This window comes from Flavobacterium frigidimaris, assembly GCF_002217275.1.
GTDB classification, from domain to species: Bacteria; Bacteroidota; Bacteroidia; order Flavobacteriales; family Flavobacteriaceae; genus Flavobacterium; species Flavobacterium aquidurense.
Genome location: NZ_MUGV01000001.1, coordinates 158339 through 171847 on the forward strand (window position 1 = coordinate 158339; position 13509 = coordinate 171847).

The 13509-nt window shown below is 32.3% G+C and carries 15 protein-coding genes and 1 tRNA gene; 3 read left to right on the forward strand and 13 right to left on the reverse strand.

From position 1 onward, the window contains the following. Positions 1–42 precede the first annotated feature (42 nt). The 5 genes from accB to pdxA all read right to left on the reverse strand — a co-directional run bounded on the left by accB (position 43) and on the right by pdxA (position 3635). Positions 43–528 carry an acetyl-CoA carboxylase biotin carboxyl carrier protein gene (gene accB, locus B0A65_RS00710; RefSeq protein ID WP_074660794.1) on the reverse strand — a complete coding sequence of 162 codons (486 nt, stop codon included), beginning with the start codon at positions 526–528 and terminating at the stop codon, positions 43–45. Between the two features lie 23 nt (positions 529–551). Then, positions 552–1550 carry a beta-ketoacyl-ACP synthase III gene (locus B0A65_RS00715; protein ID WP_074660792.1) on the reverse strand — a complete coding sequence of 333 codons (999 nt, stop codon included), beginning with the start codon at positions 1548–1550 and terminating at the stop codon, positions 552–554. A 173-nt stretch (positions 1551–1723) separates the two neighbouring features. Beyond that, positions 1724–1918, reverse strand: a complete 195-nt coding sequence (gene rpmF, locus B0A65_RS00720; protein ID WP_007137315.1) for a 50S ribosomal protein L32 — start codon at positions 1916–1918, stop codon at positions 1724–1726. A 9-nt stretch (positions 1919–1927) separates the two neighbouring features. Further along, positions 1928–2479 carry a YceD family protein gene (locus B0A65_RS00725; RefSeq protein ID WP_074660790.1) on the reverse strand — a complete coding sequence of 184 codons (552 nt, stop codon included), beginning with the start codon at positions 2477–2479 and terminating at the stop codon, positions 1928–1930. Positions 2480–2585: 106 nt separating this feature from the next. Then, positions 2586–3635 (reverse strand): 4-hydroxythreonine-4-phosphate dehydrogenase PdxA, encoded by a 1050-nt coding sequence (gene pdxA, locus B0A65_RS00730; RefSeq protein ID WP_074660789.1) that lies wholly within the window; start codon positions 3633–3635, stop codon positions 2586–2588. Between the two features lie 57 nt (positions 3636–3692). Here pdxA and B0A65_RS00735 point away from each other — a divergent pair, with 57 nt between their 5' ends. Further along, positions 3693–4283, forward strand: a complete 591-nt coding sequence (locus tag B0A65_RS00735; RefSeq protein WP_074660787.1) for a riboflavin synthase — start codon at positions 3693–3695, stop codon at positions 4281–4283. Between the two features lie 35 nt (positions 4284–4318). On the opposite strand, the gene B0A65_RS00740 is transcribed toward B0A65_RS00735, so the two are convergent. From B0A65_RS00740 to B0A65_RS00760, 5 genes are all read right to left on the reverse strand, one after another. Beyond that, positions 4319–4573, reverse strand: coding sequence for a hypothetical protein (locus tag B0A65_RS00740; protein WP_123890242.1), 255 nt, complete (start codon positions 4571–4573; stop codon positions 4319–4321). A 183-nt stretch (positions 4574–4756) separates the two neighbouring features. Then, a tRNA-Ile gene (locus tag B0A65_RS00745) sits at positions 4757–4830 on the reverse strand. Positions 4831–4977: 147 nt separating this feature from the next. Continuing rightward, positions 4978–5382, reverse strand: a complete 405-nt coding sequence (gene mce / locus B0A65_RS00750) for a methylmalonyl-CoA epimerase (RefSeq protein WP_074660784.1) — start codon at positions 5380–5382, stop codon at positions 4978–4980. A 34-nt stretch (positions 5383–5416) separates the two neighbouring features. Then, entirely contained in the window at positions 5417–7768 is a 2352-nt protein-coding gene (locus tag B0A65_RS00755; RefSeq protein ID WP_074660782.1) for a hypothetical protein, read from the reverse strand. After that, a complete protein-coding gene (locus B0A65_RS00760) occupies positions 7728–8732 on the reverse strand; it encodes a hypothetical protein (protein WP_089069597.1) in 1005 nt (334 codons plus the stop codon). Before B0A65_RS00760 ends, B0A65_RS00755 begins: the two co-directional genes overlap by 41 nt. A 174-nt stretch (positions 8733–8906) precedes the next feature. On the opposite strand from B0A65_RS00760, the gene B0A65_RS00765 reads away from it, so the two are divergent. Beyond that, the gene (locus B0A65_RS00765) at positions 8907–10595 is read left to right on the forward strand and encodes an Ig-like domain-containing protein (RefSeq protein ID WP_074660781.1); all 1689 of its coding nucleotides are present in this window, start codon (positions 8907–8909) and stop codon (positions 10593–10595) included. A 14-nt stretch (positions 10596–10609) separates the two neighbouring features. Further along, positions 10610–11047, forward strand: a complete 438-nt coding sequence (locus tag B0A65_RS00770; protein ID WP_074660779.1) for a cytochrome c oxidase assembly factor Coa1 family protein — start codon at positions 10610–10612, stop codon at positions 11045–11047. Here B0A65_RS00770 and B0A65_RS00775 read toward each other — a convergent pair. From B0A65_RS00775 to B0A65_RS00785, 3 genes are all read right to left on the reverse strand, one after another. Further along, complete coding sequence (locus B0A65_RS00775; RefSeq protein ID WP_074661025.1) at positions 11044–11811, reverse strand: nitrilase family protein; 768 nt, start codon at positions 11809–11811, stop codon at positions 11044–11046. The two genes, B0A65_RS00770 and B0A65_RS00775, sit on opposite strands and share 4 nt — an antisense overlap. Positions 11812–11834: 23 nt before the next feature. Continuing rightward, positions 11835–12608 carry a DeoR/GlpR family DNA-binding transcription regulator gene (locus B0A65_RS00780; protein WP_074660777.1) on the reverse strand — a complete coding sequence of 258 codons (774 nt, stop codon included), beginning with the start codon at positions 12606–12608 and terminating at the stop codon, positions 11835–11837. 136 nt (positions 12609–12744) lie between these two features. After that, the gene (locus B0A65_RS00785) at positions 12745–13491 is read right to left on the reverse strand and encodes a succinate dehydrogenase/fumarate reductase iron-sulfur subunit (RefSeq protein ID WP_074660776.1); all 747 of its coding nucleotides are present in this window, start codon (positions 13489–13491) and stop codon (positions 12745–12747) included. Between the last annotated feature and the right edge of the window lie 18 nt (positions 13492–13509).

The window sequence follows — 13509 nt, forward strand, 5'->3', positions numbered from 1 at the left end:
TGCAAATCAATCTAAAATCTAAAATCTAAAATCTAAATTTATTTATGATGGATCTACTAAGAATAATGGTTGATCAAATTCAACTGGAGACATATCGTCAACAAGAATTTTTACAATTTTACCTGAAACTTCTGATTCGATTTCGTTGAATAATTTCATTGCTTCAATTACGCAAAGAACATCTCCTTTTGAAATAACACTTCCAACTTCAGTAAAAACTGGTTTGTCTGGAGACGGCTTTCTATAGAAAGTTCCAATAATTGGAGATTTAATAGTAATGAATTTAGAATCTTCAGCCGGAACAGATGCTTCACTAGTTACGCTAACAACTGCTGGAGCAGTTTGAGGAGCAACAGCTTGCGGTAATGCTTGCTGAGCTGGTAATTGTTGTACATAAGTAGTTTCAGTTACGTTTCCTTCTAAAGTTGTTCTGATCGTGATTTTTACATCATCCATTTCCAACTTTACTTCTGCAACTCCCGAATTTGCTACAAATTTGATTAGGTTTTGAATTTCTTTTAAATCCATAATGATTTGTTTTTAGTTTTAATTTATTTTGTATCGTAAGCCCATTTCAGGTAAATAGATCCCCAAGTGAATCCACCACCAAAAGCGGCTAAAATAATATTATCTCCTTTTTTGAATTTGCGTTCAAAATCGTTCAATACTAATGGCAAAGTTGCTGAAGTTGTATTACCATATTTTTCAATGTTCATACATACTTTTGACTCTTCAAGGTTCATTCTGCTTGCAGTAGCGTCAATAATACGCTTATTTGCCTGATGTGGTACTAACCAGTCAACATCTTCGTTAGTCAAATTGTTTCGTTTAACGATCAATTCGCTAGCATCAGCCATATTAGTTACAGCATATTTAAAAACGGTTTTTCCGTCCTGAATAATATTGTGTTGTCTGTTTTTAACGGTCTCTTCTGTAGTTGGAATTAGAGAACCGCCGGCAGAAATTTTAAGAAAATCTCTTCCTACACCATCGCTTCGTAAGTACTCGTCTTGTAAACCTAAGCCTTCATAATTTGGTTCGAATAAAACAGCACCTGCTCCATCTCCAAAAATAATACAAGTAGATCTGTCTGTGTAATCTACAATTGATGACATTTTATCGGCACCAATTAATAAAACTTTTTTGTAACGTCCTGACTGTATATAAGCTGCAGCAGTAGACATTCCGTATAAGAAACTTGAACATGCAGCCTGCAAATCGTATGCAAATGCGTTAGTAGCTCCAATTTCTGTTGCAACATAAACTCCCGTAGAGGCCACCGGCATATCTGCAGTAGCTGTTGCCATTATAACCATATCAATCTCTAACGGATCAATATTAGCTTTTGCTATTAAATCCTGTGCTGCTTTTATAGCAAGAAACGATGTTCCTTTATCAGCATCTTTAAGAATTCTTCTTTCTTTAATGCCGGTACGAGTAGTAATCCATTCGTCATTAGTATCGACCATAGTTTCCAACACTTTGTTCGAAAGTACAAAGTCCGGAACATAGGCTCCAACAGCGGTAATTGCGGCTGTGATTGTATTCATTATATTTTATTATTTCTTTTCAAATACAGCATATTTGAAAAATTTTTAAAAGACTTGAAAATTACAAAAAAAAACGAAATTAATTTGTAGATAATTTCTTAAAAAAAGAAAATTATAACCAACAAAAAAAACTCTCACTATGTGAGAGTTCTAGTATAATTTACAAAAACGTATTAAGCAACCGCTACAGATTTATCGATAACAACTTGCCCTCTGTAATACATTTTACCTTCATGCCAGTAAGCTCTGTGGTATAAATGTGCTTCTCCAGTAATAGGACATGTAGCGATTTGAGCTACAGTAGCTTTATAATGTGTTCTTCTCTTATCTCTTCTTGTTTTCGAGATTTTTCTCTTAGGATGTGCCATTTTACTATATTATTTATCCGTTAATAGTTGCTTTAATTTGTCCCAACGCGGGTCAATATCTTCTTCTTTTTTACTCTCTTCTTTCTCTTCTTTGACTTCTTTTACAGTCAGCTCATTCAGTTTTTTTAAAGCTTCGGTTTGTAAACTTCCATCTTTAACTCCTGGATGAACTCGTTTTAGTGGTACCGAAAGGGCAATCATTTCATAAATGTATTGTGCAACATCTATTTCATGCTCTCCATGCGGTAAGATTAACAACTCTTCATTATCGTTGTTAAATTCATCTCCAAAACGAACAATTAATTTCATTTTCCCTTTTATAGGAAGATCAAAATCTTCGCCTGTCAGATCACAAGGCACATTTACAGTTCCTTTGTGTTTGAATTCCAACTCTAACATGTTGCTTTTCTTATCTAAAACTAAACTCACTTTGATATCCGAACTTTGAAATTCGTCGTAATCAAAGTTCTCAAAGAACGCGTTACTTATTTGATACTCAAAATGGTGTTTTCCCAGCTTTAACCCCATAAAAGGAATTAAAAATTCTTTTGATTTGCTCATCTTAACATCAGTTTGACCAATCCGTATCTAAAACTCAGATATCTGAATTGGGGTGCAAAGATATAAAATTATTATAAAACTAATAATCTTATTCACCTTTTTTTGTTTATAACTGTTTTTCTTTTATTTTAAGAGGTTTTTGGCTAATCTCCTCATACTGATTACGCGAACGAAAAATATCAATCGCGAGATAAACTGCCTCTTTGAACGAATTGAAATCTGCCATGTCTTTTCCAGCTATATCGTATGCTGTACCGTGATCTGGCGATGTTCTTACTCTATTTAAACCCGCTGTATAATTTACTCCTTTACCAAAAGATAATGTTTTAAACGGAATCAATCCCTGATCGTGATAGGTCGCTACAATAGCATCATATTTCTCATATTGACCACTTCCAAAAAATCCATCAGCAGGAAAAGGACCAAAAACCATCGTTCCCGCATCAAAAATTTTCTTTAAAGCTGGCTTTAAAACCAGATCATCTTCTTTTCCAATCACTCCACCATCACCCGCATGCGGATTTAATCCTAAAACAGCAATTTTTGGTTTTACAATACTAAAATCCTGAATCAGAGATTTTCTTACTGTTTCTATTTTTTTTGTAATTAATTCTTCTGTCAAATAAGATGAAACTTCATTTAATGGCACATGATCTGTCAATAAACCAACTCTCAAATTATCCTGAACCATCATCATCAATGCATTTCCTTCCAATTCCTGATCTAAATAATCTGTATGTCCGGGAAATTTAAATTCTTCTGATTGAATATTATATTTATTAATGGGAGCCGTTACCAGAACATCAATTGTTCCTTCCTTTAAAGCTTTTGTAGCAGCCACAAAAGATTTTATGGCATATTCTCCAATTTTCTCATCGTTTGCACCTAAATTAATATCAACTCCTTCTTTCCAAAGATTAAAGACATTTACTTTTCCAGGCAAAACCTGGTCTAATTTATCAACACCATGAAACTGAATTGTTGAAGTAAAGCTCTTTTTTACAAAAGAAAGTATTTTGGCATTTGCAAAAATAACCGGCGTACACATCTCTAACATGCGAGAATCTTCGAATGTTTTAAGTATAACTTCGCTTCCAATACCGTTTAAATCTCCAATTGAAATTCCAACAATTATATTTTCTGCTTTTTTATTCATGAGCTCAGATTATTTATTACTAATTTTGATGTGCAAATTTAGTAAAATAAAACAACAATGTTTACAGGAATTATAGAAACCCTTGGAAGGATTCACGAAATACAAAAAGACCAAAACAATCTTCACATCACAGTCGACTCCTCTGTTACAAATGAACTAAAGATTGACCAAAGCGTTTCTCACAATGGAATCTGCTTAACAGTAGTCGCTATAAAAGATTCATTTTATACCGTAACTGCTATCGAGGAAACCATTTTAAAAACAAATATTGGAGACTGGAAAACGGGTGATATTGTTAATTTGGAGAGAGGAATGAAACTTGGCGACCGTCTTGATGGACATATTGTACAAGGTCACGTAGACCAAACCGGGACTTGTATTAAAATTGAAGAAGCAAACGGAAGCTGGAACTACACTTTTGAATACGACAAAAACCTTAACAACATCACTATAGAAAAAGGTTCTATTACAGTAAATGGAGTTAGTTTAACAGTTGTAAATTCTAAAACAAATGAATTTAGCGTATCCATTATACCTTATACTTTTGAAAATACTAATTTCAAAAATTTTAAAGTTGGCACGAAAATAAATTTAGAATTTGATGTTGTAGGAAAATACATTTCCAGGCTTTATTCTATTAACAAATAAAACCAAAAAAATATTTTATAAAAAAAGCTTCAGTTTTACACTGAAGCTTTTTTTATAAAATCATATTTGCGAATTGCATAGATACCAAATAATACTGCGAATCCCGTTAAAATAAATAAACCCTGATCAATAGGCGCTCCGGGAGGCAAATCTGGACTATCAGCATTAGTTTGAACACCATTACTACTCTTAGGCAGAGGCATATTTGCAGGTGGATTTGACGAATAAACATCATAGACATTAATTAACATCAAAAAAAACATAAAAAAAACTGTCTTTACTATCTTCATAAGTTTAGTATGCTAAAAACAAGCACAGTATTTAAATTAGACTTGGGGTCTTTTATTGAAAATTCTCACAAAAAATAGGTTTTTTGCTTTAATTCTGTAGCAAATGTAGAAGTTTTTTGCAGAATTGCAACTGTAACAATAAAAAAAGCTTCATAAATAATTTTATGAAGCTTTTTTACTACGTGGTCCCACCTGGGCTCGAACCAGGGACCACCTGATTATGAGTCAGGTGCTCTAACCAGCTGAGCTATAGGACCGGTTTGAGGATGCAATATTACTACTATTTTTTATTCACTGCAAATATTTTAAGATATGATTTCCATTTAATTTCAAATAGACTCGACTCTATTTCTAAACGTAATTGATTTTCAACACCTTATTTCTTTATCTTCAAACGAGATTTTTTATTTTATTTCCTGACAAAGCTCGACCAAAACCCCGTTTGTACTTTTTGGATGTAAAAAAACCACCCATTTATTATCAGCACCTTTCTTCGGGGCTTCATTTATTAGCACAAATCCTTCCTTTTTCAGACGCTCTATCTCGGCATGAATATCATCAACATCAAAAGCAATATGATGAATACCTTCTCCTTTTTTTTCTAAAAACTTTGCAATTGGACTTTCTGGGTTAGTTGCCGTTAAAAGCTCAATTTTATTTGTGCCCGTTTGAAAAAAAGAAGTTAAAACTCCTTCACTTTCTACTTCTTCTTCTTTATAAGAGGAAACTCCCAGTAATTTTTCGAATAATACATTCGCATCATTCATATTTTTAACAGCAATCCCTATATGTTCAATTTTATTTACCATCACTTCAAATTATTTAAAAAGATACAATTACAACTTATTGATTAATATATGTTTTGAAATAACCACATTCCGCAATAACATCCTGATAATATTTGGTATCTGAATAATCCTTTTTTAATGCCTTGAATCCATTCCATGCGATAAAATTAATTTTATCATCCTCAACACTCCACCAATTCCTAACATTATTATATTTATTATTATAGTATTCGTTACGCTCACACTTTGACAATAAATAGATACATTTTGCCTTTTGCTCTTTTGTACTTGCTGCTTCAAATGCCTTTTGATAATACATTTTAGGTACATCACAATTTGTAATCATCTTTTTCATTGAATCCCTAAATGAGTACGGACTTGAACCATAACCTACGATGCTAATCTCATAAAAAGTTCTTGCATTTCCAAAATGGGTAATATTATAAAATGCATTTCCAAGTAACAAACTATTAGTATAAACCTCTTCTTTTTCAGCCAGTTTATCCTGCATTGCCTTTATCGTAGTTAAAAATTCAATTTGAGAATATTTCTTCTTTTGGTAGGCAGCATGTTCACAATCATGACAATCCTTAATATTTCCATTGAATGGATTTCCTAATAAATTATAATACTGAACAGAATCTGTTTCTTTAATAAAAGCAATTGCTTCAGGGATTTTATTTTTGAAAGTTGCCTGAACTGCCTGGAAATTATTAATATCTTTTAATTTTAAACTATAAATTCCGGCTCCAATTTTTTCTATTTCTGTTTTATCCGACTTCATTAAAAAGGTTTTGATAGCTAAAAGATTCTTCTCGTTATCATAAAAAGCATTTCCGTCATTCCAATAGCTGTAACGGGATTCTCCAAATATCTCAGTCATTACCGGATTTGCAGCTGCTTTATATAATGCTGCCAAATAATTCCTACTCCATGAAGAAGCGTTCTGATAACGAAATTCCTGTCCCTTATATGTTTTCGGAAGTTCGTAATATAACCAGTTCAGATCTGCCAGAATTGTTTTTTCATTATTATTTGTCAGCCTATCAATTTTGCTCATATTATTGACAAAACGAAGCAATCTTAATTGATATTTAGCCAGATCTGTTTTAGGCATTATTTTCTCTGCCTTGTCAAAATTAGTATCGGCATTTACATAATCAGTCTTCAATGTTTGCAAATACCCTAAAGCAATGTTCCACAAATAAGGCTTTTGAGTATTTGACGCAGTAGTAATTTTCGAAACTAAATCAAACGCTTTTTTATCAATTTTACCTTTGTTTAATTCTTTATTTTCAGCCACAGTAAGCTTTTTTACCGGTACATTTTCCTTTGCGCTTTCTTCAAAAGAATTATTAATGTCCTGCTCTTGCTTATTCACCAATCGTGTGAGCAAATAATTTAAATGTTCACTTTTAGGATCTAAGTCGTAAATTTTCTCAATAGCCTGCACGCCATCTTTATAGTAACCATGAATCGCCCAAAGTGCAGCTTTCTCTTTATTATCTTTTGCCATCGCTAACGATTTATTCCAGTCCGCTTCATTTTGGGGATGAAAACTATAAGCCGTCACAATTCTCATTTCAGGACATTTATCAAAAACCTGAGCATATAAATAATTGGATTCAGAATATTTTTTCTGTTGGTACTTTATTCCCGCTACATAAGAAAGTGCCCGATAATACAATGTGTTTTTAGGAACAGATTTTTCTGTTTTATAGAAAAACTCAACTGTTTTTGATTTATTACTACTATAAAAATAAGCTTTGACTGTTAGAAACCAATATCTATTTTTCAGAAAAGAATCCGATGTTGTGTTATAAACATTTTCGATTGACTGAATCATTTTTAAATCACTGAACGTCTTGGCGACCACGGGGTCATAACTCCAATAATCTTGTCCAATAGAAACTGTTTCGATTTTTTGTGCTAAATACAAAAACTCAATAAAACTCTTAATTTTATCTTCTTTCAAATTTAATTTCTTTCCCCATTTTAAAGAAGTTGCATTTGCTTTTTTAGTTTTAAAAAACACATGAAGATCCGTTATTTCAGCTTTATTTTTTCCAGCTTTGCTATCATCAGAATATCTTGGAGTAAGATCTCCAATTAAAAAATAACTTACAGTTGCAGTATCTACTTTTGTCTTCAAATAATTATTCCAATCCGATTTTAAATCTTCATTGAATCTTGAGTTATGTTGGGTATCGAATCCAATTCCATAAAAAACATCTCCCGACAAAAAGAGCGGAGAATAGGATTTATCTGTAAAAGTTTCAGGAGTAAAATTAGAGCTGTCTATAAAATAATCCCAATCACCATCAGCACAAGCATAAATTATTCCATAAACTGCAAATAATGCAACGCTAGAAACAAGAAACAACTTGTTCAAAAATATTCTTTTCATAATTTTTTAAATTGAATTCATCTAAATCGTAAAATATAATTTCTTTCGGAGTATTCGCTACATTTTCATTCAACTCCTCTCCCATCATTTTTAAATCTTCAGCAGAAATTGCTTCAATCTTCAACACATCTCCTTCTTCGTAAAAAATTCCATTTTTGTAATTAGACTTTTTCACTTTAAAAAAGACAGCATTAATCTGTTCAAAATTTTTATCCTCTTCAAGTTCAGCAACATTCAATTTAGAACGCAGACCAATTGCTTTTTGGCCACGAATATGAATTGCCCAGAAATAAATTGGTAACGCAATATCCAAATGCAAAGGATACTTTTTCAGGCTTTTGAGATATTTTTCTGCAATTTCGTGATTGTAAATAGAATTCAAAGAATCCGAAGCAATAGTCCCCATATTATAATACATCAAGACACCTGAATCTACATTTGGAATTTTAGTTTTCTTAAAATATTTTACCTGATGTAATCGAATTGTCGCCGAAAGTTTTTTATGAGAAAGTTTCTTAAATCGTTCTATAAACTGCAGATAATTGTCCTTACTCTCAAGTGTCCAGTCACAATCAATTTGAATTTCACGACAATTTATTTTGTTTTTGCTATTAATTTCATCTACTAAATGAAGTGTTTTCTCAGCAAGATCATCAATATCAACATTTGATTTTAGCAGTACTTTATTTTGAATAAAAACTACCGGGACAATATCAAATTTATCTATATTTTCCTGAAAATGTATTGGACTAACCGGAATTGGTTCTGTTGTTTTTGGATGCAAACCAATATCAAAATATCTAATATAAAGTTTCTCAACATTATTATTTTTTAAAACTTCTTTTTCTGTTTCAGATAGCTTAAAAACTGTTTTCCAGTAATAAAAAGCAATAATTGGCTTATCATTTTTATTACAGGCGATTAGTAAAAAAACAAAGGAAATCAGAAAAGACTTTTTAATCAAAACAAAGAGAAATTATATTTTTGAACCCAAAAGTAAGAAATTATATCAAATTACTCGTTTTGAATTTAAGAAATACGCAAAAACTTAAATGCCCTAAATCCTAATAAATAGATAAAAAATTTCGCTTAAAGCAAATATAATCGTTATTTTGTGCAATCAAATTCAAAAACTGTTATGTTGAAAAACAACTTTAAATATATTCCATTTTTACTGGTATTTTTAATGATGAGCTGTGCCAAAAGAGGAAGCATCACCGGAGGATTAAAAGACACTCTGGCTCCTGTTTTAAAATACAGTATGCCTAAAAACTTCAGCACCGATTTTAAAGCAAAAGAAATTGTTTTGACATTTGATGAATATGTAAAACTTAAAAACACCAATAAGCAATTAATCATTTCGCCGCCAATGAAGCACGAACCGATTATTTTGCCAACAACTGCCAGTAAAGAAATTACTATAAAAATTTTAGACACCTTACATCCCAACACAACATACAGTATGAATTTTGGGCAAAGTATTGCAGATAATAATGAAGGAAACGCATACAACCAATTCAAATATGTTTTCTCGACAGGCCCTTATATTGATTCCCTTTCTATTGGCGGACGAATAAAAGATGCATACGAAAAAAACGTTGACAATTTTGTGTCAGTGATGCTTTATGAAGTAAACGACAAATTTAAAGACTCGGTTATTTACAAAGAATTCCCAAGATACATAACTAATACGTTAGACAGTTTAAGAACTTTTAAATTAGAAAATTTAAAAGCCGGAAAATATCTCTTGGTTGCTTTAAAAGACAAAGGAAACAACAATAAATTTAATCCGAAAGATGACAAAATAGGTTTCATTAAGCATTATATTACAGTACCAAATGATACCCTTTTTGAATTAGAACTTTTTAAGGAATCACAACCTTTAAAAGCTTTAAAACCAATACAGGCTTCCGGGAATAGATTATTTCTTCCCTACGACAGCAAACAGGATTTTACGATTTCTAAGCCTAAAGTAGTACTTAAAAACAAAAATGAAATCCTTGAATCTATTGTAACCCGATTTCCTAAAAAAGACTCTTTGCAAGTTTGGTTTAAACCGCTAAAAGTCGACTCCTTATCTATGGAAATCAGTAATGCGAATTACAATAAAAAATTCACTTTTAAAATTAAAGACCAGAAAAAAGACACACTTAATATTACCACAATGCAAAGCGGAACCCTACATTTCAGGGATCGCTTTACATTAGAATCTGCTACGCCATTGGTAAAATTTGATAAGTCAAAAATTAAATTAACCAATAAAGATTCTATTGCAGTAGATTTTACAACCGAATATGATGAATTCGACCAAAAACTATCTATAGATTTTAAGAAAGAGCCTTTAGAAAAATATAAATTCACCTTTCTGCCAGGTGCTTTAACCGATTTTTACGATAAAACAAACGATACTTTATCATATAAATTAACTACAAGGGAATATGCTGATTATGGGAATTTAGTTTTGAATCTAAAAAATGTAAAACGCTTTCCTATTATTGCAGAAATAACTAATAAAAAAGGAGATGAGGTACTTGCAAGTCAATACTCTGAAGGACAAACCAAACTCACATTTGATTTAGTTGAACCCAATTCATTTACACTTCGAATAACGTACGACGACAATAAAAATAAAATTTATGATTCAGGTAATTTTCTAAAGAAAAACTATGCTGAAGAAGTATTTTATTATCAAAAAGAAATTGATGTAAGAACAAATTGGGATGTTGATGAAACTATCGATATGAGTATTCCATACAATCCGGAACTGGAGAAAAAAGAAGATGCAAAAAAGAAAAAAGAAGCAGTAAAAAAGAGTAAAGCCTTTTAAATAAATTCAAAAAAATGGATAATGACTTAGTCGAAAAGGAAGCCTGGCTCAAAAGAAATTGGAAATGGTCTGTTCCGCTAACTCTTGTATTTATTTTTATTTTTGGACTACTGTTAACTTCAAACTCCGCAGAAAACGTAACTGGTATTATTCAGGCTTACAGCGATAATTCCCTTTGCGAAAAAGCAATTAAAATGGCGAATTCCGATAAAAGAATAACACAAACTATTGGAACAATTCAACCCATTGATAAATTAGCTATTTTAGAAGGAAATGCCGTTTATTCTAATAACAATACTACAGTTTCATTGTCTGTCAGAATTAAAGGCACTAAGGCAAATGGCAAATTAGACATTTCAGCTGATAAAATTGGCTCAGCATGGAAATACAAAAAAATCAGTGTACGAAATAAAAACACTAAAGAAGAGATTGTAGTTGTAAATGAATTTTAAATATTGATTTCAAAACTATCTTTATCACTCAGGAAGTCTAGTTTTTTCCGGGTTTCTAACATCTTGATTTTATCTAATTCGACCCTAAAAACACCTTCCGTTTCTTCTGGCTCCAAGATATAATCTCCTAAATAATCTACGACTTGCGAATGTCCGATATGTTCATAATTATGAGTATCCAAACCAATTCTGTTCACACCAATTACATAACTCAGATTTTCGACAGCACGCGCTTTCAATAAAATATCCCACGCATTTGTACGTACTTTTGGCCAATTGGCCACATACAAAATGAGGTCGTAATTCTCGACGTTTCGCACAAAAACAGGAAATCTCAGATCGTAACAAATCTGCAAACAAATTTTCCAGCCCAGATAATCAACAATTACTTTTTCTTTTCCTCCTGTATAAGTTCGATCTTCGCCAGCAAGAGAAAACAGATGTCGCTTATCATAATATTGTATCTCTCCTGACGGAAAAACAAACAACATCCGATTATAAAACTGGTTATTTTCAGCAATAATCAAACTTCCTGTAATTGCACATTTTCTTTGCTTAGCAACACGCTGCATCCACAGAACGGTTTCGCCCTGCATTGTTTCAGCAACTTCCGAAGCATTCATCGTAAATCCCGTCGAAAACATTTCTGGCAACACAATAAGATTTACTTCTGAATCGATTTGATTTATTTTCGATTCAAATTTTTTTCTGTTTTCGGATGGATCTTCCCAATAAAGATCAGATTGAATGAGCGTGACTATCATATTATGTTTTTTTTGACCTAAAATCAAATAAGAACCAAGTTCGGAAAAGCTTTATTATAAGCCTCTAATTTTTTATTTTTCGGATCAACTTCCGTAACTATATAATCTACTTCGGATAAGCTAGCTATTTTCATTTTTAAAACCGTATTTAGTTTTTCTGTAATGGTAATAATTGCTGTTTTTTTAGAAGCCTGAATCATTGCTTTTTTAACCTGCACCGTTTCCCAATCTGAATCAGAATAACCACCTTCGGCATCTAAAGCATTTGTTCCCAAAATCAATAAATCTGCCTTAATATTAGCCAATTGATGATATACTTCGCCACTTACACACATTTGACTATAAGAAGATATACTTCCTCCAATCATAATAACTTTAATATTTGGCTTATCTAAAAGCTGAACAGCCGTAACAACCGTAATAGTAAAAATGGTAAGATTTAAGTCATTTGGAATTAGTTGGATAAACTCTCTGATTGTCGTTCCGCCGTCAAGTAATAACACCATACCATCATGCAGCAAACTAACTGCTTTCTGAGCAATTAGCTGTTTCGATTCAATTTCATAAGTTTGATTAGAAGATGCGTAATGATACCCTTTTGTCATCGCCCCACCCTTTACCTTAATCAACAAAGATTCTGCCTCTAATTCGTTAATATCACGTCTTACGGTATCTTCTGAAACACCCAACTTAGCAGACAAAGTTTCAAAACTTACCCGCGTATGCAAATTAATCTCCTTTATAATGTGATTTTTTCGCTCCTCCTTGGTATAATTTACTAATTCATTATCATTCATCAGAATTCATTTTACTTAAACAAATTTAGGAATTTAAAGCCATACTATTGATATCTATAATCTAAACGCACCAAAACAAAAAACGCATTCAACTTAATGAATGCGTTTTTATTTATTTAAAACTATTATCTTAAAATTATCCTTTTAAGCTTGCCGATAAATACTCACGGTTCATACGTGCAATATTTTCAAGAGAAATTCCTTTAGGACATTCTACCTCACAAGCTCCAGTGTTGGTACAGTTACCAAAACCTTCTAAGTCCATTTGGTGAACCATGTGAAGCACACGGTCTGTAGCCTCAACTTTACCTTGTGGCAACAAAGCAAACTGAGAAACTTTTGCGCCAACAAATAACATTGCTGATGAGTTTTTACAAGTTGCAACACAAGCTCCACAACCAATACAAGCAGCAGCATCAAATGATTTATCTGCATCGTCTTTGTTAATTGGAATTGTATTCGCGTCAATTGTATTTCCTGAAGTATTTACCGAGATAAATCCTCCAGCGTGTTGAATTCTGTCAAAAGAACTTCTGTCAACAACTAAATCTTTAATTACTGGGAATGCTTTTGCTCTGAATGGCTCGATAAAAATCGTGTCACCATCTTTAAACATACGCATGTGCAATTGACAAGTAGTTACTCCTCTGTCTGGTCCGTGTGCTTCTCCGTTGATGAATAATGAACACATACCGCAGATTCCTTCACGACAATCGTGATCAAATGCTACTGGCTCTTCTCCTTTGTTGATTAATTGTTCGTTAAGAACATCAAGCATTTCAAGGAAAGACATATCTGGTTCGATTCCGTCGATTGGGTAATCAACAATTCCCCCTTTATCTTGGGCGTTTTTCTGACGCCATATTTTTAATGTAAGTTTCATTTTGTGTAAGTTTTAAGC